The sequence below is a fragment of the Mycobacterium liflandii genome (assembly GCF_022354805.1).
GTDB lineage: Bacteria > Actinomycetota > Actinomycetes > Mycobacteriales > Mycobacteriaceae > Mycobacterium > Mycobacterium marinum.
In genome coordinates this window covers 3,760,232-3,780,755 of record NZ_CP023138.1, presented here as the reverse complement: position 1 = coordinate 3,780,755, position 20,524 = coordinate 3,760,232, and the positions used below count along the sequence as shown (strand labels likewise).

15 protein-coding genes and 1 pseudogene are annotated in these 20,524 nt (G+C 68.9%); 7 read left to right on the top strand and 9 right to left on the bottom strand.

What is annotated here, in order from left to right; genetic code table 11:
* Positions 1 to 2 precede the first annotated feature (2 nt).
* Together CKW46_RS16935 and CKW46_RS16930 are read left to right on the top strand one after the other, a co-directional pair.
* Positions 3 to 1,637, top strand: coding sequence for a hypothetical protein (locus CKW46_RS16935; protein ID WP_482052166.1), 1,635 nt, complete (start codon positions 3 to 5; stop codon positions 1,635 to 1,637).
* 163 nt (positions 1,638 to 1,800) lie between these two features.
* Positions 1,801 to 3,765, top strand: a pseudogene (locus tag CKW46_RS16930) (PE domain-containing protein).
* A gap of 12 nt (positions 3,766 to 3,777) precedes the next feature.
* Here the strand turns inward: CKW46_RS16930 and CKW46_RS16925 are convergent.
* From CKW46_RS16925 to CKW46_RS16905, 5 genes are read right to left on the bottom strand one after another with little or no spacing between them, the layout of a single operon-like run.
* Positions 3,778 to 5,358, bottom strand: a complete 1,581-nt coding sequence (locus tag CKW46_RS16925) for a polyamine aminopropyltransferase (RefSeq protein ID WP_015355881.1) — start codon at positions 5,356 to 5,358, stop codon at positions 3,778 to 3,780.
* Positions 5,355 to 5,825: a DUF350 domain-containing protein gene (locus CKW46_RS16920; RefSeq protein ID WP_117438155.1), complete on the bottom strand. Its 471-nt coding sequence runs from the start codon at positions 5,823 to 5,825 to the stop codon at positions 5,355 to 5,357. Before CKW46_RS16920 ends, CKW46_RS16925 begins: the two co-directional genes overlap by 4 nt.
* A 33-nt stretch (positions 5,826 to 5,858) precedes the next feature.
* The gene (locus tag CKW46_RS16915; RefSeq protein WP_117438156.1) at positions 5,859 to 6,290 is read right to left on the bottom strand and encodes a DUF4247 domain-containing protein; all 432 of its coding nucleotides are present in this window, start codon (positions 6,288 to 6,290) and stop codon (positions 5,859 to 5,861) included.
* Positions 6,287 to 6,799 carry a DUF2617 family protein gene (locus CKW46_RS16910; RefSeq protein WP_012393878.1) on the bottom strand — a complete coding sequence of 171 codons (513 nt, stop codon included), beginning with the start codon at positions 6,797 to 6,799 and terminating at the stop codon, positions 6,287 to 6,289. The genes CKW46_RS16915 and CKW46_RS16910 overlap by 4 nt, the downstream gene beginning before the upstream one ends.
* Positions 6,800 to 6,808: 9 nt before the next feature.
* Positions 6,809 to 7,417: a DUF4178 domain-containing protein gene (locus CKW46_RS16905; RefSeq protein WP_117438157.1), complete on the bottom strand. Its 609-nt coding sequence runs from the start codon at positions 7,415 to 7,417 to the stop codon at positions 6,809 to 6,811.
* A 214-nt stretch (positions 7,418 to 7,631) separates the two neighbouring features.
* Between CKW46_RS16905 and ruvC the strand changes: the two genes are divergently transcribed.
* The 3 genes from ruvC to ruvB are packed head-to-tail and all read left to right on the top strand — an operon-like array spanning position 7,632 to position 9,817.
* Positions 7,632 to 8,186: a crossover junction endodeoxyribonuclease RuvC gene (ruvC, locus tag CKW46_RS16900; RefSeq protein ID WP_011739820.1), complete on the top strand. Its 555-nt coding sequence runs from the start codon at positions 7,632 to 7,634 to the stop codon at positions 8,184 to 8,186.
* On the top strand, positions 8,183 to 8,776 hold the full coding sequence (gene ruvA / locus CKW46_RS16895) for a Holliday junction branch migration protein RuvA (protein ID WP_011739821.1): 594 nt from the start codon (positions 8,183 to 8,185) through the stop codon (positions 8,774 to 8,776). The genes ruvC and ruvA overlap by 4 nt, the downstream gene beginning before the upstream one ends.
* A gap of 3 nt (positions 8,777 to 8,779) precedes the next feature.
* Positions 8,780 to 9,817, top strand: a complete 1,038-nt coding sequence (gene ruvB, locus CKW46_RS16890) for a Holliday junction branch migration DNA helicase RuvB (protein ID WP_015355877.1) — start codon at positions 8,780 to 8,782, stop codon at positions 9,815 to 9,817.
* 25 nt (positions 9,818 to 9,842) lie between these two features.
* Here ruvB and CKW46_RS16885 read toward each other — a convergent pair whose 3' ends face one another.
* Both CKW46_RS16885 and CKW46_RS16880 read right to left on the bottom strand, forming a co-directional pair.
* The gene (locus CKW46_RS16885; protein ID WP_482052165.1) at positions 9,843 to 11,624 is read right to left on the bottom strand and encodes a PE family protein; all 1,782 of its coding nucleotides are present in this window, start codon (positions 11,622 to 11,624) and stop codon (positions 9,843 to 9,845) included.
* Positions 11,625 to 11,844: 220 nt separating this feature from the next.
* Positions 11,845 to 13,419, bottom strand: coding sequence for a PE family protein (locus CKW46_RS16880; protein ID WP_482052164.1), 1,575 nt, complete (start codon positions 13,417 to 13,419; stop codon positions 11,845 to 11,847).
* A gap of 194 nt (positions 13,420 to 13,613) precedes the next feature.
* On the opposite strand from CKW46_RS16880, the gene CKW46_RS16875 reads away from it, so the two are divergent.
* Both CKW46_RS16875 and CKW46_RS16870 read left to right on the top strand, forming a co-directional pair.
* Complete coding sequence (locus tag CKW46_RS16875) at positions 13,614 to 14,000, top strand: DUF1304 domain-containing protein (RefSeq protein ID WP_041300342.1); 387 nt, start codon at positions 13,614 to 13,616, stop codon at positions 13,998 to 14,000.
* A gap of 89 nt (positions 14,001 to 14,089) precedes the next feature.
* The gene (locus tag CKW46_RS16870; RefSeq protein WP_015355873.1) at positions 14,090 to 14,782 is read left to right on the top strand and encodes a hypothetical protein; all 693 of its coding nucleotides are present in this window, start codon (positions 14,090 to 14,092) and stop codon (positions 14,780 to 14,782) included.
* A 37-nt stretch (positions 14,783 to 14,819) separates the two neighbouring features.
* Here CKW46_RS16870 and CKW46_RS16865 read toward each other — a convergent pair whose 3' ends face one another.
* Positions 14,820 to 16,694: a PE family protein gene (locus CKW46_RS16865; RefSeq protein WP_482052163.1), complete on the bottom strand. Its 1,875-nt coding sequence runs from the start codon at positions 16,692 to 16,694 to the stop codon at positions 14,820 to 14,822.
* Positions 16,695 to 16,847: 153 nt separating this feature from the next.
* Positions 16,848 to 20,372, bottom strand: coding sequence for a carboxylic acid reductase (gene car / locus CKW46_RS16860; protein WP_482052162.1), 3,525 nt, complete (start codon positions 20,370 to 20,372; stop codon positions 16,848 to 16,850).
* Positions 20,373 to 20,524: the final 152 nt, after the last annotated feature.

The following is a 20,524-nucleotide window of genomic DNA, read 5'->3' as shown; positions in this document are numbered from 1 at the left end:
GCATGGGCGGTGGCGGTGGTGTCGGTGGTAACGGCAGCAACGGCGACCACGGAGTCTCGGGCGGCAACGTCAACGGGGGAACCGGCGGCGATGGCGGCAAAGGCGGGTCCGGCGGGCAGGGCGGTAATGGCGGAGCCGCCGGCAAAGCGTTAGCGGCCTCGTACGCGGATGGAGCCGAGGGTGCGGGGGGAGCCGGCGGCATGGGCAGCACCGGCGGTCTCGCCGGTAACGGCGGTGATGGTGCAGACGCGGCCGCGGGCTCCGCAGGCACTGGCGGCAACGGTGGCCACGGCGGCAATAACGGCGCCGGCGGGGCGGGCGGCAAAGGCGGCACCGGCTTGACTACCGGTGCTGACGGCGCGACCGGGTCCCGCCTGACCGCGGGTGGTAACGGAGGCGACGGCGGAGATGGCGGCAGTGCGGCAACCGCCGGCGCCAAGGGTGGGGCCGGCGGTGTCGGCGGTGACGGCGGACTCTATGGCAACGGCGGCAAGGGCGGAAACGGTGGTGCCGGCGGGAACGGCGCCGCCGGCAGCAATGCCAGCGGCGCAGGGGCAACCGGCGGCACCGGCCTGATGGGGGGCACCGGTGGTAGCGGTGGTGCCGGTGGCGAGGGAGGAGCACTTGCCGGCAATGGTGGCCAGGGCGGTAGCGGCGGCTCCGGTGGTATTGGGGGCACCGGCGGGCAGGGCGGCGGTGGTTCGGCGGGCGGCGCCGGTGTCGCTGGCGTTCAGGACGGTGCGGGTGGCGCGGGCGGCGGGGGCGGCCTGGGCGGTAGCGGTGGCGCCGGTGGCGCCGGCGGCGTCGGTGGGATTGGTGGTCAGGCCCACGCTGGCGGAGCATTCCACGACGGCGATGCCGGCGCCGGCGGCCTTGGCGGCAAGGGCGGAACCGGCGGCACCGGAGGCAAGGGTGGCACCGGCGGCGGCGGAGCCGATGCCACCGTGTTTGAACCCTTCGCCGGCAACGGGGGCCACGGTGGCGCTGGCGGTGGTGGTGGGACCGGTGGTGCCGGTGGGGCCGGCGGTACCAGCGGTGATGGGGTCACTGTGGCCGGGGCAGGCCCCACTGGCGGTACCGGCGCCGGTGGCGCCGGGGGCAATGGCGGCGCGGGTGGCAATGCCGACGGCGGTGGCATCGTCAACCCCGAGTACGGCGACGGAGGCGCCGGCGGTAACGGCGGTAACGGCTCCAGCGGTGGCGACGGCGGCTCCGGCGGCCGCTCCGGCGCCGGCATTTACAACAAGGGTGGTACCGGCGGCGTCGGCGGTGACGGCGGCAACGGCACCAATGGTGCGGGCGGCAAGGGCGGCTCCGGGGGCAACGGCGGCCGCGGGGCTGACGCGTCCCTGTTTGCTGACGCCGGCGATGGTGGTACCGGCGGCGATGGCGGTGACGGCGGTACCGGAACCACGGGGGCCGGACGCGGTGGCACCGGAGGCGCCGGCGGTGGCGGTGGCACCGGGACAGGAACTCCGCCGCCTTTCGGCACGGGTGCCCCCGGCGGAAGTGGCGGCACCGGCGGCCATGGCGGCGATAGCGGCTTTGGATGGTCCGGCCAGGTCGGCTCTGCGGGCTCCGGTCCCAACGGGGTCATCGGCGGCAGCGGTGGCGACGGCGGAACCGGGGGCGGCTGAACACATTGCGGCAGCAGCGAATTCGTATGTGATGCGATGCCGGTTGCGTGCCATGCCGCGTCGGCCGCCTGAATCTAGTACTCGGAAACGCGCCGAAAAAGTGCAATTATGAGCTGGGTCACAGCTGCCGATGGTTGCGGGCTTGCCGAGTTGGAGGGCCAACATGTCGTATCTGATCGCTGCACCGGACCTATTGATGACAGCGGCGGCAGATGCGGAGGGCATCGCTTCTTCGATCATGGCGGCGAACCTGGCCGCGTTTGCTCCGACCAGTACGTTGATGGCCGCTGCCGGAGACGAAGTGTCGACGGCGATCGCCTCGTTGTTTGCTGGCCACGCTCAGTAGTACCAGCTGCTCAGTGCGCGCGCGGCGGTGTTCTACGAGCAATTTGTGCAGGCGCTGAGTACGGCCAGCGGGGCGTATGCGGCCGCGGAGGCCGCCAATGCCAACCCACTGCAGATCCTCATCGATGACGTTCTGGGTGTGGTCAACGCGCCCACGAACCTGCTGTTGGGGCGTCCGTTGATCGGCGAAGGAGCCAATGGCGCGCCCGGCACCGGCCAAGCCGGTGGGGCCGGCGGCATTCTGTGGGGCAATGGCGGGGCGGGTGGCTCGGGGGCACCGGGCCAGCAGGGAGGGTCTGGCGGAAACGCCGGGCTGATCGGTAACGGCGGCGTCGGCGGCGTCGGGGGCATCGGCGGTGGCGTCGGCGGCGTCGGCGGCACGGGCGGATGGTTGCTGGGCAATGGTGGGACCGGCGGTACGGGAGGGGTGGGAACGGGAAACATTGCCGGCGGGGCGGGAGGGTTCGGCGGCAGTGCGCTGTCCTTGTTAGGCAACCCGGGTGCCACCGGTACCCCTGGGGGACACGCCGACGTGCTGTACCTGTCTCAACAACAGGCCCTGGCTCTTTTTCTGTCCGCACCAGATGCGAATTTCCTGTTGATCGGCACCGACGGCACGAACCTGGCCAGCATTCTGGCCGATCCCGCCGGCACCCCGAACTTCCACGCGCTGATGCTGCATAGCGTCACCGCCGCGTCGACGATCTCCGGGCACACCAGCATCTCCAACCCCTCGTGGACGACCATCCAGACCGGAGTGTGGAGCGAGACGGCGGGCGTGTCCAACAACGTCTTCACTCCCTGGACATACGACACCTGGTCGACCGTGTACAACCAGCTCGAGGCCACCTATGGCGACCAGGTCAACACCACCGTCATCGCAAACTGGCCGGTCATTGCCGACATAGCCGGGGCCGGCTCGCACCCGGCCGACAACATCGAGTTCGTCCCGCAGGTCGCCGGTGATACGAACTGGATCGCGACGCAGAACCTGGTCGGCACGAAGACCCAGGCCGCGATTATGGCCGCCGATCCACAACAGGGAAACCTCATCTTCTCGTACTTTGTCGGTGTCGATAACAACGCACATATGTACGGTGGTGATTCGCCGCAATACCAGCTGGCCATTCGGAACATGGACTACAACCTTGGTTCCCAAACCCAAGACGGCGGTGGGATATTGGGAGCGGTATACAACTGGGAGCAAATGCACCACGAAGAATTCTCCACGCTTGTGCTCACCGGCCATGGTGAAACGGGGGCCCAACAGTTCAGTCTCACTCACGGCTTCCAATCGCCGCGTGAGACCGCAACCTTCCTGATCTTCGATCAGGCCTACAACGACGCCCACGATGGATTTATCAACAATTCATGGCAAATCGTCAGCACCACACCAACAATCCTGGACCAATTCCACATTCCTCCGCTGCCATACATGCAGGGTGCGCCGCTGACGGATCCCAGTTTCGACAGCACCTACGTTGACCCCGGCAACAACCTTTTCAGTGTGCTCAGCGCCGATTTCGCCGCGCAGGGGTATCCGGATATTCCGACCAGCCTGAGGCTGGCGTCACGCACGCTCGCGACCACGATTCCGTTCGTGGTATACGAGCAGGTAGAAAACCTCGTCAATGCGGTGCCCAGCTTCCTGCAGGTACCGGTCTCATGGCTCGGAGCCGGCGTCTACCAGTTGGTGAATATCCCCGCGCAGATTTGGATCCGGCTCACCGGCGTGACCGGCAACGAAATCATTCCGCCGGTTTTCAACCCATTCCTGCCCTAGAGCCGGCCGCGATCACCTATATCCTCGGCGCATATCCTCGACGATGCGCGGATTGTCCAGGGTGGACGGCTCGAGCATGGTGGGTCCGACGTCGCTGGAGAACACGGTGGCGGCGTTGAGCACCGGCTGGTTGAGGAAGCGCAGCGACGGTGCGTCGGCCGGTACGGCGGGGATGGGCGCGGTGCCACCCCGCCTGGCCAGGGCGAATCCCCAGTCGCCGAAGGTGGGCACGTGGACGTGGTAGGGCGTGACCGCATATCCGGCGGCCTTGATGGTTGAGACGGTGCGCCAGAACGCGGTCGGGGTGGAAAACGGGCTGCCGGCCTGCACCACCATCAAGCCATCGGGGGCCAGGGCGTGGGCGGCAAGCGCATAGAACTCGGCGGAATACAGCCGCCCCAACGCCGGAGTATCCGGATCGGGCAGGTCGACGATGACCGCGTCGAAGCGGCGGGACTGGCCCGAGTCAGTCCCGCGCAGCCATTTCATCGCGTCGCCGATCACCACCTGCACGCGCGGGTCATCCAGCGCACCACCGTTGGCCTCGCGCATGGTGGTGCGCGCCAGCTCGATGACCGCGGGGTCCAGTTCCACCTGCACGATCCGCTCGATGCGGGGCAGGCGCAGCAGTTCACGGGCCGCCAGTCCGTCACCGCCGCCCAGCACCAGCACCGAGCGGGCGCCGTCACCCAGCGCCGGGTAGACCAGGCTTTCGGTGTAGCGGTACTCGTCTCGGGTGGAGAACTGTAGCCCGCCATCGAGGTACAGACGCAGGTCGTTGCCGCGCCGGGTCACCACGATCTCCTGGTAGGAGGTGTGGCGGTAGGCGATGATCGGGTCGGCGTAAAGCTCTTGGCGGCTGGTGGTCTCGATGTCGCGGGCATGGACCAGCAGCGTGACCAGCAGCCCGAGCGCGGCAAGCAGAGAGCACAGCGCCATCGCCAGCTGCCGGGTGGAAACGACCTGACGGAGCAGGAAGATCGACACGACGGCCGCCGCCACCAGGTTGACGATGCCGGTGGCGGCCGCACCGCGGATCATGCCCAGATGCGGCAGCAGGACGAAAGGCCAGACCAGTCCACCGATCAGGGCCCCCAGATAGTCGGCGGCGTTGAGGTTGGCCAGGGTGCGGCCGGTGTCGGCCGCCTCGGCCAACCGGCCGCGCTGCAGGAGCGTCATCAGCAGTGGGACCTCGGCACCGACCAGTCCGCCGATCAGGGCGGTGCCCAGCGCAAGCACCCAGGTCGACCCATCGATGAAGGCGAACGCCACGTAAAGCGCCGCCGCGGATAGCCCACCGATGATGCCCAGCAGGACTTCGACCGCGATGAAGGCGATGGCCGCGTGCGCCAGCAGCGGTTTGACTAGCAGGGCACCGGCACCCAGCGCGGCGATGTAGCCGGCCACGATCAACGAGGTGGCCACGATGCCGCCACCATCCAGGCTGGTCGACAGCGTGAGCAGTGCGAGTTCGTAGATGATGCCGCACGCCGCACAGGCCGCGACGGCCGCCAGCAGCAGTGCCCGCCAGCGTCCCGAGGCCGTCACGGTCCCGACGGTGTCGGGTGCCAGTGCGTGATCAGTCGCGGTCATGACAGCGCGGCAGCGATCACACCTCCCACCGACAGCAGCATCACCGCGGTGGCAAAGGCTGCCGGATGCAGTTGGGTCGCCTCGATGTGATCCCGAAAGCGGCCCGGCACTGCAATTTCGAAGACTACCAGCGCCGCCCCTTGCAGGGCGACGCCGACGAGCCCGTAGAGCGCGACCCCGAGCAGGCCCTTGCCGAGCTGGTTGGAGCTGGTGAAGATGGCGCTGATGATGACCAGGGCCAGCGCGGCGTACATGGAGCAGGCCAGCACGACCGCGTTGGGGCGACGTTCGACGAACACCAGGGTGCGCAGATTTCCCGGGGTCAGCAGGTTGACCATCACGAAGCCGACGATCAGGATGGCGAAGGCGACCAGGAAGTACAGAACGCTGGCGACCACGCCCCGCAGGAGCGGATCGACGCTGAGGGTGCCGAACTGGACTCCGGCCTGGTTGATGGCCTGGTACATGGCTGTCTCCTTTGCGTGTGCGCCAAGTGGGTCTTACTTGCTGCCGCCCGGGCCGCCGGGGTTGCCGCCCGAACCACCCGACGGAGATCCGGGATAGAACCCGGGGCCGAGAAAGATGTACGAGCCGTGGTTGTATCCGGCGCTGAGGTTTTCGACTTTGATGATGCACGGATGGGTGCCAGCGGGACCGACGCTGACAATGTTGTGCCGGTAGCGCAGGTACTCGGTTTCGCCATAAGACGCACGCGCGGCCGGTGACTTGTATTTGGACAGTGTGTTGGCCACCTGCTTGGGCGATCCTTCGCAGAGGTAGCGCGTTGCGTTGACGTCACGTGATTCTTGCTGATAGTGCGAGGCGATATAGGAGCCGATGTTGCGGTTCAACAGGGATACTCCGAAAACCATGGCCACCAAGGCGGCGACGGCCAGCGCGCTGGCGATGACGAACAACCGGTTGCGGCTCACGGATGCCACCAACTCGTAGTGTGCACGACGGTCCCGCCGGATCCGCCGGGGTGCAGCGGGTACAGATGCCAGGTATGCCAGCGCCAGCCCCTGCCCTCGGGTTCGGCGCTCAGTGCGGTCAACGCGGCCTCGTCGCCGGGAAACACGCCGCCCAGCCAACCGTTGTCGCGGCTGCAACGCTGTCGCAGGTCGTGCGCAAGGCTGCGGAAGCTCGATTCATCGTGCGTCTCGATGCGCGATTGGAGGCGATAGCCGGGCGCTTCGGTGCGCTCGGGAAGGCTTTCACCGTGGCCGCCAACCGCGCAGGAGACCTGTTCGGAAAAGTCGCCGTCGCGGTGCGCCACGGTGATGACGTGTGATGCGCCCAGCACACCGAGCAGCAACGTACCCCCATCGGGGTGGTCCATCCGGCAGGTGGCCAGCGGCGGCGGCGCGGGCGCGTTGAGCGCAAGCCCAAGGCGCGCCCCGGAAACGTCGGCCGGAACCACGGCGAGCTGATGAAGCGGCACCGATAATCCCTAGCCGGCGGCCGGGGGCGCGGGGTAGACGGTCAGCTCGCCGGTCAGCACGGTCTTACCCGTGGAGATCTCCCACGGCATGTCCGGCGCCCAGCGCTCGAAACCCAGCAGCGCGGACTCGTCGGCACTGACGTAGTCGACATAGTCCATGTCCCCGCCGGCCGGCAGCCCTGTCGTTCCCTCGGTGGTGTAGCCGGCACGTCCCCGCTCCTCTTCCCGGAACGTGACGCCGTCGACCACGTGAACGCCGCTGGGCTGCAACGCAAGATCGGTGCGCTTGGTCCACATCGCGAGCTCCAGCCGCCCCTCATCCTCTTCGACACTGAACCAGATCGGCTCGTCGCCGCCTTCGAGCAGATGCTCCCACCACACGAAGGGGCCCTCGCGGAACGTCACCGATCCGCGCACCACATAGTCGACGCCGCCGTAACTGACGATCGCACCCGGGCCCAGTTGCCGTGGGCCGAACTGCGGCATCGCGTTGAAGGCGAGCGGATCTTGGCGCTGGCCGGGTCTGGCTGGTGTCTTGAGCCGCCGCAGCGCCACCGTGAGAACGATGATGGAGGCGATGAATAGCATCACGGCCAGCAGAACCAGCAGAGTTCCCACGCATACCCTCCAGTACCGCGCTGCCGCGCAGTGGTTTGCCAATCACGGCGCATCGATGGTGCTCAAACGTAACAGCTTCGCCGGGGCCGGGTGCAGCCAAACCGCATTGATTGGGTGAGCAACTCGCGCGTGTCCTGCCGGCCGGTGTGGCGGCCAGCCGCTAGGCTATCGAACAATTGTTCGGACCCGGCAGGGCTGAAGGTGGGAGCATGCAGTGCGGGTGATGGGTGTCGACCCCGGGTTGACGCGGTGTGGGCTGTCTCTGATCGAGAGCGGCCAGGGTCGGCAGCTCACTGCGCTGGACGTCGACGTGGTGCGCACGCCGTCAGATGCCCCGTTGTCGAGTCGGCTGCTGGCCATCAACGAGGCCGTTGAACACTGGCTGGAGACGCATCGTCCGGATGTGGTTGCGATCGAGCGGGTGTTCTCCCAGCAAAATGTGAAGACCGTGATGGGCACCGCGCAGGCCGGCGGCGTGGTCGCACTGGCGGCGGCCAAGCGTGGTGTGGAGGTGCACTTTCATACCCCGAGCGAGGTGAAGGCGGCGGTCACCGGCAACGGTACCGCCGACAAGGCACAGGTCACCGCGATGGTCACCAGAATTCTTGCGCTGCAGACCAAACCGACGCCGGCCGACGCCGCCGACGCACTGGCGTTGGCAATCTGTCATTGTTGGAGGGCGCCTATGATCGCCCAGATGGCCAAAGCACATGCGCTGGCCGAACAACAACGGCGCAGCTATACTGCCAAACTCAAGGCCGCCCGATGATCTCGTCGCTGCGCGGTGAGGTACTCGAGGTGGCACTCGATCACGTGGTCATCGAGGCCGCCGGTGTCGGCTATCGGGTGAACGCGACGCCGTCGACTCTGGCGACGCTGCGGCAGGGGACCGATGCCCGCCTGATCACCGCGATGATCGTGCGCGAGGATTCGATGACCCTGTACGGCTTCGTTGACGGGGAGACCCGCGATCTGTTCCTGACACTGCTGTCGGTGTCTGGAGTGGGGCCCCGGTTGGCGATGGCGACGCTGTCGGTGCACGACGCCAACGGGCTTCGGCAGGCGTTGGCCGACGGCGATGTCACCGCGCTGACCCGGGTACCCGGAATTGGCAAACGCGGCGCCGAGCGAATGGTGGTGGAGCTGCGCGACAAAGTCGGTCCAGCGGGTTCGGCCGCCACCGCGCCCGCGGTAAACGGTCACACCGTGCGCGCTCCGGTGGTCGAAGCCCTGGTCGGCCTCGGGTTCGCCGCCAAGCAGGCCGAGGAAGCCACCGACAAGGTGTTGGCCGGCGACGGCGAGGCGACGACATCGAGCGCGCTGCGTGCCGCCCTGTCGTTGTTGGGGAAGGCCCGATAGTCGATGAGCACCGATCCCGATGAGCGCGAGGTCTCACCGGCGCTGACCGTTGGCGATGGCGATGTCGACGTCAGCCTGCGGCCGCGCTCATTGCGTGAGTTCATCGGCCAGCCACGGGTGCGCGAACAACTTCAGCTGGTGATTCAGGGCGCCAAGAATCGCGGCGGCACACCGGATCACATTCTGTTGTCCGGTCCGCCCGGGCTCGGGAAGACCTCGCTGGCGATGATCATCGCCGCCGAGCTTGGTTCCTCCCTGCGGATGACATCGGGTCCCGCGCTCGAGCGGGCCGGCGATCTGGCCGCGATGTTGTCCAACCTGGTCGAGCATGACGTGCTGTTCATCGACGAGATTCACCGCATCGCCCGGCCCGCCGAGGAGATGCTCTATCTGGCCATGGAGGATTTCCGGGTCGACGTGGTGGTCGGCAAAGGGCCGGGGGCGACATCGATTCCGCTGGACGTCGCGCCGTTCACCCTGGTCGGGGCCACCACCCGATCCGGCGCGTTGACGGGGCCGCTGCGTGACCGGTTCGGTTTCACCGCACACATGGATTTTTATGACCCCGCTGAGCTGGAGCGAGTGCTGGTCCGTTCCGCCGGAATTCTGGGCATCCAACTCGGTGCGGACGCGGGGGCCGAGATCGCCCGCCGGTCACGCGGGACTCCGCGGATCGCCAACCGGCTGTTGCGCCGCGTCCGTGACTTTGCCGAGGTTCGTGCCGACGGGGTGATCACCCGTGATGTCGCCAAGGCGGCGCTGGCGGTTTACGACGTCGACGAGCTGGGCCTGGATCGGCTGGACCGTGCCGTGCTTTCCGCCCTGACCCGCAGTTTCAGTGGCGGTCCGGTAGGTGTGTCGACGCTGGCGGTGGCGGTAGGGGAGGAGGCCAGCACCGTGGAGGAGGTGTGTGAGCCGTTCCTGGTCCGTGCCGGCATGGTCGCGCGCACTCCACGCGGCCGGGTGGCCACCGCACTGGCCTGGACTCACCTGGGCATGACGCCACCGGCGGGAGCGAATCAGCCGGGGCTGTTCGAGTAGCGAGTGGGCCGGGCGGCGGTGCTGGCTAGGGAGAGCCGTTCGTCCCATCGGTGCCGATCAGCGTGCCGCCGCTGCCGCCGGTGCCGCCGGTTCCCCCATTGACGCCGTTGCCTCCGTTGCCCCCGTAGCCCACGGGTGTCGGGGTGAACGAGCCGTCGGAAATCACCCCGACGCTGCCGCCGTTGGCCGCCCCTACGCCACTGCCGGCGTTGCCACCGTGTCCACCGGCGCCGATGCCGAACAACGCGCCCGCGTTGCCGCCGTCGCCGCCATTGCCCACGGCGTTGACGGTTGCCGAGCCGCCGTCGCCGCCCGCACCGCCGAAGCCCGCGCCGATGAGCACGGCGCCCTGACCGCCCTGGCCACCGGCGCCGCCGAAGTCGTTGGCGAATCCGCCGATGCTGCCGGCGCCGCCGACGCCCAAGCCCATCACGGCCGCGCCGGAACCACCCGCGCCCCCGGCGCCGCCGACGCCGACGAGTGCGACGCCCTCACCGCCGTCGCCGCCGGCACCCGCGGTGGAGTTGGCGGCGCCGCCGATGCTGCCGGCGCCGCCGACGCCCAAGCCCATCACGGCCGCGCCGGAACCACCCGCGCCCCCGGCGCCGCTGGTGCCGTTTGCGAAGCCACCGATACCACCGATACCGCCGACGCCGACACCGACGAGTGCGGCTCCTGCGCCGCCCGCACCGCCCGCGCTGGCGGCGGCGTTGCCGGCGCCGCCGATGCTGCCGGCGCCGCCGATGCTGCCGGCGCCGCCAACTCCGACACCAAGCAGCGCTGTGGCGTCACCGCCCTGGCCGCCCAGTCCGCCGGTGTCGTTGGCGAAACCGCCGATGCCGCCGGTGCCGCCCTGGGCGTAGCCGAACACGGCGCCGCCCTCACCGCCCACACCGCTGGTACCTCCGGTGTGGGGGGTAACGGCGGTGGCTGAACCGCCCATGCCGCCGGCGCCGCCCAGGCCATAGAACAGACCGCGCCCGGCACCGCCGGCGCCGCCGTCCCCTCCGGCCACGCCGCCGCTCCCGCCGGTTCCGCCGGTGCCGCCGACGGCCGAGAGCGCGCCGCCGGCCCCGCCGATACCGCCGGTGCCCTGAGGAGCGTTGCCGCCGACCCCGCCGTTGCCGCCCCAGCCCAGCAAGGGCGCGTTGCCGCCGGCCCCGCCTGCACCCGCGATCTCGCCGATGCCGCTCACCGAACCTCCGGCACCCCCGTTGCCGCCGCTGCCGGCGAGCCAGCCGCCGCTGCCACCGGCTCCGCCGGTCCCGCCGAGGAAGCCGTTGCCGCCGTTGCCGCCGTTGCCGATCAGTCCGGCCGAGCCGCCGCTGCCGCCGTTTTGGAGGCCCCCGCTGGTGAAGCTGTAGCCGTTGCCGCCGTTGCCGTACAGGATGCCGCCGGCACCGCCGTTGGGGCTTGTCGCGGTTCCGTTGGCGCCGTTGCCGATCAGCGGGCGTCCGAACAGCGCCTGGGTGGGTGTGTTCACCGCGTCCAGCACGGTGGATTCCAGGGTCTGCAGTGGGGAGGCGTTGGCGGCCTCTGCGCTTGCGTAGGCTCCGCTGGCCGAGTTGAGCAGCTGGACAATGCGCTGGTGTACCTGGGCGCCCTGGGCGCTGAGCGCTTGGTATTGCGCTCCGTGATTCCTCAGCATTGTGGCGATGGCGTGCGACACCTCATCGCCACCCGCTGCCAGCACGCTGGTGGTCGGTGCTGCGACGGCGGCGTTGGCCGCGCCCAACGATGTGCCGATGTTTGCCACATCTTGCGCCGCCGCGCTCACTAGCTCCGGAGTCGCGAACACAAACGCCATCGAGGCCTCCACCCAAGTCAGGTCACCCGCACCAACAAGCGAAAGAAGCCATTCTTACTGAACTTGGTTGGGGTTGCCTTCGTTTGGTGAGACTATTTGTCTCAGGTTTTGTGCCGCCCCGGCCGACCTGGGTCAACCGGCGCTTTTGTCCGCCAAATGGGTGTGACGAGTGGCCGCAGCGGGGTGGCGCGTGTGTCCGCGCGCCGCGGCCAGCCCGATATCAGGATCCGTTCGTCCCGTCGGCGCCGATCAATATGCCGCCGCTGCCGCCGGTGCCGCCGGTGCCAGGGGTGCCGCCGGTGCCGCCGGTGCCGCCGTTGCCGCCGTTGCCGCCGTCACCGAAAAGCGTTTGGGTGAAGGTGCCGTTGGCAACTACCCCGATGTTGCCGCCGTTGCCGCCGTTGCCGCCGTTGCCACCGATGGCACCGGCATTGCCGCCGTTGCCGCCGTCCCCGCCGCGCCCGATGTTGAACAGGCCGCCGCCGTTGCCGCCGTCACCGCCGTTGCCGCCTGCTCCGACGAAACTGTTGCCACCGACAGCACCATCGCCGCCGAAGCCCGCGCCCCACAGCGCGGCGCCTTGGCCGCCCGCGCCGCCGTCCCCGCCGGTGGCAGTGCCGAATCCGCCAACGCCGCCGATGCCACCGACGCCCAGTCCCGTGAGTGTGACGCCCTGGCCGCCGACACCGCCCGCGCCACCGGTTGTGCCGGCGCCGCCCATGCCGCCGAACCCTCCGACACCCGCGCCGACGAACACACCGGCCACGCCGCCGGCGCCGCCGGTGCCACCGATGTCGCCGATGCCGGTGGCATCGGTGGCAACGCCGCCGGCCCCACCGGAGCCGCACAGGCCGAACAGCAGGCCGCCGCCCGCACCGCCGTCGCCGCCGACACCGCCGGAGGTTGTGCCGGTTCCGCCGGCGCCGCCGGCGCCACCTAGACCAAACAAACGACCGGATCCTTCGCCGCCGACTCCGAGGTCCCCTCCGGCAGTAGCGCCGGTCCCGCCGGCGCCGCCGGCCCCGCCGATGGCCGCGAGCGCGCCGCCGGCCCCACCGGCGCCGCCCATCCCACCGGCGCCCTGAGTGGAGTCACCGCCAGCCCCGCCATTGCCGCCCCAGCCCAGCAAGGGAGCGCTGTCGCCAGCCCCGCCTGCGCCGCCGACCTCGCCGACGCCGGTCACCGAGCCCCCGGCACCTCCGTTGCCGCCGCTACCGGCGAGCCAGCCGCCGCTGCCCGCGGCTCCGCCGGCCCCGCCGAGGAAGCCGTTGCCGCCGTTGCCGCCGTTGCCGATCAGTCCGGCCGAGCCGCCGGTGCCGCCACTCTGGGTGCCCCCGCTGGTGAAGCTGTAGCCGTTGCCGCCGTTGCCGTACAAGAATCCGCCGGCACCGCCGTTGGGGCTCGTCGCGGTTCCGTTGGCGCCGTCGCCGATCAGTGGCCGTCCGAAGATCGCCTGGGTGGGTGTGTTCAGTGCGCCCACCACGTTGGATTCCAAGGTCTGCAGTGGGGAGACGTTGGCGGCTTCTGCGCCGGCGTAGGCTCCGCCGGCAGAGTTGAGTAGCTGCATGAAGCCCTGGTGGAACTGCGCGGCCTGAGCGCTGAGCGCTTGATATTGCGCGCCGTGACTACTCAGTAGTGCGGCGATGGCCTGCGACACGTCATCGACGCCCGCCGAGAGCACGCTGGTGGTCGACGCCGCGACGGCGGCGTTGGCCGCGCCCAACGAAGTGCCGATACTCGCCACGTTCTCGGCTGCCGCGCTCACCAGCTCCGGGGCCGCGATCACAAACGCCATTTCAACCTCCACCTGTGTGATGTGCCTTACACATACTAGGAATGCGTGGGGCTTTTGGGGCGCCGTTTCCCGATCTGCTCCCAACCTGGCGTTTCGAGCCAGGTCCGGGCCGGTATGGTCGCGCATACCCGACTCCACCCGCCGGGTGAACCGAGCCGGTGCCGTTCGAGTAGTTCGAGTGGAAGGCCGTGATGATGATCATCGCCGGGTTGATATTTGCCGCGCTGGCGGGACTGCTGCACGTCTATATCTTCACCATGGAGTCGCTGACCTGGACCTCGCCGCGCACCCGCGCGACGTTTGGCACGACGGCGGAGGAAGCTGAAACCACCAAGCTGCTGGCCTTCAATCAGGGCTTCTACAACCTGTTTCTGGCGATTGTCGGCGGATTGGGCATCGCCGGTGTGGCCATGGGCCACAACGGGATCGGAGCCGCACTCATCTTCGCCGGCGTCGGATCGATGGCCGCGGCGGCGGTCGTGTTGTTGATCTCGGCGCCGGACAAGGCGCGAGCCGCGGTGACGCAGGGCCTGTTTCCGGTGATCAGCCTGGTCCTGCTCGGGCTCGGGCTCGCGTCGTAGGGCGATTCGCTGCTGCCTTGATCCTGTGACGGGCGTTACATCGCCTCAGCTTTCGGGTACCCGAAAAGGTATCGGAAGAGGAGATTGCGATGACGCACACAGAAGATCGCCCCGCCCGGTTGGGCATGCCACGCTCGCGCGGCGCGGTGACCGGGATACTTCTAGTGGTTCTGGGCGCCTGGGGAGCGCTGATCCCATTTGTCGGGCCTAGCTTCGATTTCGGCTATACCCCCGGCCACGCGTGGACCGCCGCCCGCGGCTGGCTGGAGGTGTTGCCTGGCATCGTGACCGTGGTCGCTGGTCTGCTATTGATCATTTCCACAAACCGCGCCAGTGCGGTGTTCGGTGGCTGGCTGGCCGGTCTTGCCGGAGCCTGGTTTGTGGTCGGAGTTTCGCTCGCCCCACTGTTGAGGATCGGCTCCGTTGGCGACCCGGTCGCGGCCACGAACTTCAAACGCGCCCTCATCGAGGTCTCGTACTTTTCGGGCCTGGGTGTGGTGATCGTGTTCTTGGCCGGTGCCGTCTTGGTAAGGCTGGTGGCGCGATTGGCGCGCGATGTCCAACCGGTACCCGCGCCGGCCTATGCGGCCTACGCGCCCGAGGCGGACCAGACAGCCGAGGAGGAGCCGCAGGACGAGCCCGAGTCCAAGGATCCCAAGTCAAAGGACGAGGCAACGGAAGAGGAAGCGCCGAAGGAACCCGAGGAGAGCGAGGCCGAGGCCGAGACCGAGCATCACGGCCTGGCGTTTCACCCGTTCCGCCGACACCGCGCCGGCGTGTAGCCGGGTAGAGCGACCTGGCCGCCGGCCGGCGCCGGTACTAACCGGACTGCCCGGCGCCGCCCGCGGCGCTGGGCACAAATTGGAAGGAATTGCCGCCCTGGCCGCCCGCGCCCCCACCCGTGCCGCCCGAGCCGCCGCTGGTGGTGCCCGTTCCTCCGGTGCCGCCGTTGACTCCATCGGCGCCGTTACCAGCGTCAAGGCTCAAGGTGGAGGCCAGGGGACCGCCGCCGCCCCCGCCGCCGGTGCCCCCGGGAGCCCCGGTGCCTCCGGAGCCGCCGAAGGCGCTGCTGAAGGTGGTGCTGCCGGCGAACGCTATGGCGTTGCCTCCCGCGCCTCCATTTCCGGCGGTGCCACCGGCGCCGCCGGCGGCGCCGCCTCCACCGCCGCCCCCGCCGACGGCACCCGTCCCGGCGGCGGCACCCGCGCCTCCTCCGCCACCGCCTCCGCCGGTACCGGCGCTGGGGGTCGGGCCGGTGTTGCTACTGGATGCGGTGCCGCCGGTGCCGCCGGTGCCGCCTTGGCCGCCGAGGGCACCGTTGCCTCCGCCGTTGCCGCCGTGGCCGCCCGCGCCACCTCCTCCGCCACCGCCGGCATATCCGACGGCGGTATCGATGCCAGAGGTGTTGTTGCCGCCATTTCCGCCATTTCCGCCAATACCGCCTTGGCCGCCCTGACCGCCGATGGCGTTGGCGGCGCCGGGCGCCCCGCCATTGCCGCCGGCACCGCCATTGCCGCCGGTACCGCCGCTCGCGCTGGCGGTGCCGCCGGTGCCGGTGTTGATACCGCCGTTGCCGCCGGCGCCGCCGGCGCCGCCGTTGCCGCCGAGACCGCCGTTGCCGCCGGTACCGATGCCGCCGTCGGAGCCGGCATGCGCCAAGAAATTGACTGGCACGGTCACGGCGCCGGCGCCGCCCATTGCGCCGTCGCCACCGGTCATGCCAAAGCCCGTTGCGTCGCCGCCGTTGCCGCCTAGGCCGCCGGCCCCGCCCAGGCCGCCGGCCCCGCCGCCACCACTGGACCCGCCGATCAGCGACTGGTCGGCCCCGCCGGCCCCGCCGGTCCCGCCGGCCCCGCCGAAACCACCGATTTGTCCGGTCACGCCGGCCGAGCCCAACGTTCCCGCGGCTCCGTCCGCGCCGGCCCCGCCGGCCCCGCCAGCCCCGCCGGCCCCGAACAACGACACCAGTTGCCTATTGGCCCCACCGGCCCCGCCGTCACCGCCAGTCCCACCCGCTTGCGCGGTGCTGCCGACCGCACCGGCTCCACCGGCCGCACCCGCTCCACAGGCGCCACCGACCCCGCCGTTGCCGCCGCCGATGAGCCCGTTGGCGCCGCCGGTCCCGCCGGCTCCGCCAGCCCCGCCGGGAGTGGTCGCGCTGCCGCCGGCGCCGCCGGCCCCGCCGGCACCCCACAGGCCCGCTGATCCGCCCGCGCCACCAGCCTGCCCGGGCGCGCCCGACCCGCCGTTGCCGCCGTTGCCTACCAGCCACCCGCCGTCCCCACCGGCCGCCCCGGTGCCGTCCACCCCATTGGCGCCGTTGCCGATCAGCGGGCGCCCGGTCAGCATTTGGCTGGGGGCGTTGATGCCCGCCAGCAGGTCCTGCTCCAGGGTTTGCAGCGGCGAGGCGTTGGCGGCCTCAGCCCCCGAATAGGCTCCTGCGCCGGTAAGTAGTGCCCGCACAAAGTCGGTATGGAACTGCTCCATGCGCGCGCTGAGCGTTTGAAATTCTTGCGCGTAGGTGCCAAACATTCGGGTGACAGCCGCTGATACCTCGTCGCCGGCCAGCGGGGCTATCGCCGTGGTCGACGGCGCCGCTGCCCCGGTAGCCGCCCGCACGGCATCCCCGATCCCACTCAAATCGTTTGCTGCCGCGGTCAAGAACTCAGGTGTTGCGATTACAAAAGACGACATCGTTGGCGCTCCTGCGGTAGGGCGGTCAGTCTCCTATAAGAATGTGACACCCACCTCACGCGCAGCGCATAGAAAATTCACATTGTTAGCAAAAAATTTGCAAACACCGCCCAGCTCCACGATGGGTTCGGGCCGTTGGACTTGTCCCCGTCCTCAGAGCAGGCCGAGTAGGCGCAGGTCGCTGACGTACTTCACGATGATCGGCGCGCCGACGTGCGGAATGTCTTTGTCGGGGCCGATCTTGGCCTCTTGCACCGCTGCCCGGAAGCGATCGGTAGGGGCGATCGACCCGCGGACGGGCCGCTCCGGCTGCCGATAGTTGTGCAACAGCGGCAGCAGTGAGCTGTGCCGCTGCCGATCGGGCAGTGCGCGCAGTGCGGTTTCGAAGCGCTGCAGCCAGTCGCCATAGTCAGCGATGCGCTGGATGGGGCAACCGGACTCGTTGAGCCAGTCGACGAACTCGTCGAGTCCGATGCCGTCGTCGTAAGGGTTCATCACGTGATACGTGTGGAACCCATCCTGGCTCTGCGCACCCAAAGTCGAAATCGCCTCGGCGATGAACTCGACGGGCAGACCGTCATAGTGGGCGCGTTGCCGGGCGCCGTCGGCCGCAAGCTCATAGAACGAACCCGGCGCGATACCGGTGGCCGCCAGGCTCAGGATCATCCGGGTGAACATGTCCGGCACGTTGAGCTGTCCCGCCCATGTGGTGTCGGCCAGGATCATGTCGCAGCGGAACACCGCAACCGGCAGGCCACACAGGACATGCGCCTCGCGCAACAGCACCTCGCCGGCCCACTTGCTGTTCGAATAGCCATTGGCGTAGCTGTCGTCGACCGCGCGGGTGGCGCTGATGACCCGGATGTCGGCGTCCTCGGTGAACGCCGACGGCGGGATCTGGTCGGCGACACCGATTGTCGAGGTGTAGCTGTAGGGCTTGATCTTGGAGGTGAGCGCCAGCCGCAGCAGCTCGGCGGTGCCCAGCGCGTTGGGCCCGAACAGCTGGCTGTATGGCAGTACGTGGTTGACCAGGGCCGCGGGGTCGACGATCAGGTCGACCGTGTCGGCCAGGCGTTGCCAGGTCTGCCGGTCCAGTCCGAGGTCGGCTTCGCCCTTGTCACCGGCGAGCACCTCGAGGTGGTCGCCGGCCAGTGCGCGGTAGTGGGCCAGCAGTTCGGGGGCGCCGCTGTCGAACGTCTTGTCCAGCCGCGCCCGTGCTTCGGTGTCGGACTTGGCCCGGACCAGGCAGATCAGTTTGCCGTCGACCAGGTCCATCCGCTCCAGCCATTCCAGGGCCAGGTAGCGCCCGAGGAAGCCGGTGGCGCCGGTCAGCAGCACGGTGCGCACTTGGGTGTTTGCGGCGGGCAGCCGGGGAGCTTCGGCCAGGGTTGCGGCATCGATGAATTTGTCCAGGGACAGGTCACCGGCATGCACCTCGGTGACCTGCTCATTCGAGGCGTCGTGGACCGAGGCGAAGGTCGGCCGTGACGAGCCGGGTTTGCGAGCCGCCTCGACGTAGTCGGCCAGGGCCTGCAAGTCGTTGGCGGGGCTGACGATGACGCCCACCGGCACTTCGATGTCGAAGATCTCGTGCAGCAGGTTGGTGAACGACAGCGCCGACAGCGAGTCGCCGCCCAAATCGGTGAAGTGCGCATCGGGCTGGACGTCAGAGGCGCTGCCGCCCAACAGCGCGGCCGCCGCGCGGCACACCGTCACCAGCACCGGCGCATCGGCACCGCTTTGGCGCAGCGAGCGCAGTTCGTCGGCCTGGCCGTGTGCCAGGTCCGTGTAGATCTGCTCGAGAAGCTCGCCGTAATGCTTTTTCAGCTGCGGCCTGGCCAACTTGCGGATGCCGGTGAGCAGGCCGTTCTCCAGCGTCCATGGTGTTGTTTCGATGATGAAGTCGCGCGGGATCTCGTAGGACTGCAGGCCGGCGGCCTTTGCGACCTCTTGCAGCGAGTCGCCCAGCCGCGCCTTGAGCTCCTCGACAGGCACGGCGTCCAGCGCCTCCTGGGTGGGGACGATCACCGCCAACAGGTAGGCACGGGCGCTGTTGCCGTAGATGTAGATATACCGTACCAGTGGGCTGTCGCCAAACACCGCTTCGAGTTTGGAGACGGTGACGAACTCGCCCTGCGACAGCTTCAACACGTTGTTGCGGCGGTCGAGGTACACGAACTGTTCGGGGCCGACCTCGGCCATGATGTCGCCGGTCCGGTAGAAGCCGTCAGCATCGAACACGTCGGCGGTGACTTCGGCTCGCTGGTAGTAGCCCGGGAACAAACTATCGGTCTTGACCAGCAACTCGCCCCGCGGATGTGGCCGGTCGGTCAGGAAGTAACCCAGGTCGGGAACATCGACCAGCTTGTAGTCGAGTACCGCCGGGCGCCGAATGGCTCCGTCGATCAGGATCATCCCGGCCTCGGTGGAGCCGTAGCCCTCGACCAGATGCATGTCGAGCAGCTCCTCGACCCACGCCTTCATCTCGTCGGAGATCGGGGCGGAGCCGGTCAGTGCGCTGGTATACCGTCCACCGAGCACGTCGTTGCGTATCTCGGCCTTGACCTGGGCTTCGAGCGCGACCCGGTCGGCGCCGTCGACCAGGCGGCGGTCGACCTCACTCTGAAACTCGTCGAACACCATGTCCCACACGCGCGGCACGAAGGTCAGCTCGGTGGGCCGCACCAGCGCCAGGTCTTCGAACAAGGTGGAGAGATCGCTTTTCGCCACGAAGTAGGCGGTGCCGCCATTGCACAGCGTGCCGTACAGGATTTGGCGGCCCATGACGTGGCTCATTGGCATGAAGTTCAGCGTGATCGACGGCTCGTAGCCGCCTTCGAACCAGGTGCGCTTGCGCCAGAAGGCCGCAACGTTGCGTCGGGGGTACATCGCGCCCTTGGGCGCACCGGTGCTGCCCGAGGTGTAGATCAGTAGCGCGAGCGAGTCGTCGGACACATCGGTGCCGGGCGCCGAGCCGGCGGACGCACCGCGGGGCACGTCGCCGCGCGCGATGGCCTCGGCCAGGGTTTCGACGACCGCCGAGCCAGCCAGGCGCTCCCGGGCGGATTCGACCGCTGCGCGGTGTGCGTCAACCTGCCGGTGGTGGTCGAACACCAGGACTCGGGTAGCGGTCTGACCGGACAGAGCCAATTCGGTGGCGTCAGCGAGTGCGTCGACGCTGGCCGCGATCATGGTGGGCTGGGTCTCGGCGACGATCGGCTGCAGCTGGGTTATCGCCGCGCTGGTCTGCAATGGTACGGCCACCGCGCCCAGCCGCGCCAAAGTCATGTCGATCGTGGCGTAGTCGACGCTGTTGAAGCCCAACAAGCAGACCCGGTCGCCCGGTTTCACCGTCTGTTCGGTGCTGAGCACGTCGGCCAGTGCGCTGATGCGGTCCCAAAGCTCGCCGTAGCTGATGGTTTCGAAGTGGGGGAGCAGTCGCAGCGTGGTGTGGCCGGTGCCGGCATCGGTCACGAATTCGACCGAGCGCTGAGCGAGAGCCGGCCGATCGGCGTATCCGGTCATGACGGTCTCGATGATCTGGGGTAGCGGTAGACCCGGCCGCTCGATTGCTGCGGTGATCGCCGTGGCGGGTTTCGCGGCGGCGAACTGCGGGTCGTTGGCGTAGAGGTCCTGGATGCGGCGCTCGAGCCGCTCTTCACGCGTGATTGGCGACATGGCAGATCCTTGCAATAGCTCGGAAAATCGAGAATTTGACCGCGCGACGTTGCGCTAGACAACTAGAACGTTAGCTAAAGTAAATAACTTTCTCAATGCCTCGGCCGGGCCAAGTGTCGCCAAAGGGTGTGATCTACCCCACCGCCGAGTCC

Bases quoted from the DNA above. Each gene is read 5' to 3' on its own strand.
- CKW46_RS16935 (WP_482052166.1), top strand. From the start codon at position 3: ATGGGCGGTGGCGGTGGTGTCGGTGGTAACGGCAGCAACGGCGACCAC.
- CKW46_RS16925 (WP_015355881.1), bottom strand. From the start codon at position 5,358: ATGACCGCGACTGATCACGCACTGGCACCCGACACCGTCGGGACCGTG.
- CKW46_RS16920 (WP_117438155.1), bottom strand. From the start codon at position 5,825: ATGTACCAGGCCATCAACCAGGCCGGAGTCCAGTTCGGCACCCTCAGC.
- ruvA (WP_011739821.1), top strand. From the start codon at position 8,183: ATGATCTCGTCGCTGCGCGGTGAGGTACTCGAGGTGGCACTCGATCAC.
- ruvB (WP_015355877.1), top strand. From the start codon at position 8,780: ATGAGCACCGATCCCGATGAGCGCGAGGTCTCACCGGCGCTGACCGTT.
- CKW46_RS16885 (WP_482052165.1), bottom strand. From the start codon at position 11,624: ATGGCGTTTGTGTTCGCGACTCCGGAGCTAGTGAGCGCGGCGGCGCAA.
- CKW46_RS16880 (WP_482052164.1), bottom strand. From the start codon at position 13,419: ATGGCGTTTGTGATCGCGGCCCCGGAGCTGGTGAGCGCGGCAGCCGAG.
- CKW46_RS16875 (WP_041300342.1), top strand. From the start codon at position 13,614: ATGATCATCGCCGGGTTGATATTTGCCGCGCTGGCGGGACTGCTGCAC.
- CKW46_RS16870 (WP_015355873.1), top strand. From the start codon at position 14,090: ATGACGCACACAGAAGATCGCCCCGCCCGGTTGGGCATGCCACGCTCG.
- CKW46_RS16865 (WP_482052163.1), bottom strand. From the start codon at position 16,694: ATGTCGTCTTTTGTAATCGCAACACCTGAGTTCTTGACCGCGGCAGCA.
- car (WP_482052162.1), bottom strand. From the start codon at position 20,372: ATGTCGCCAATCACGCGTGAAGAGCGGCTCGAGCGCCGCATCCAGGAC.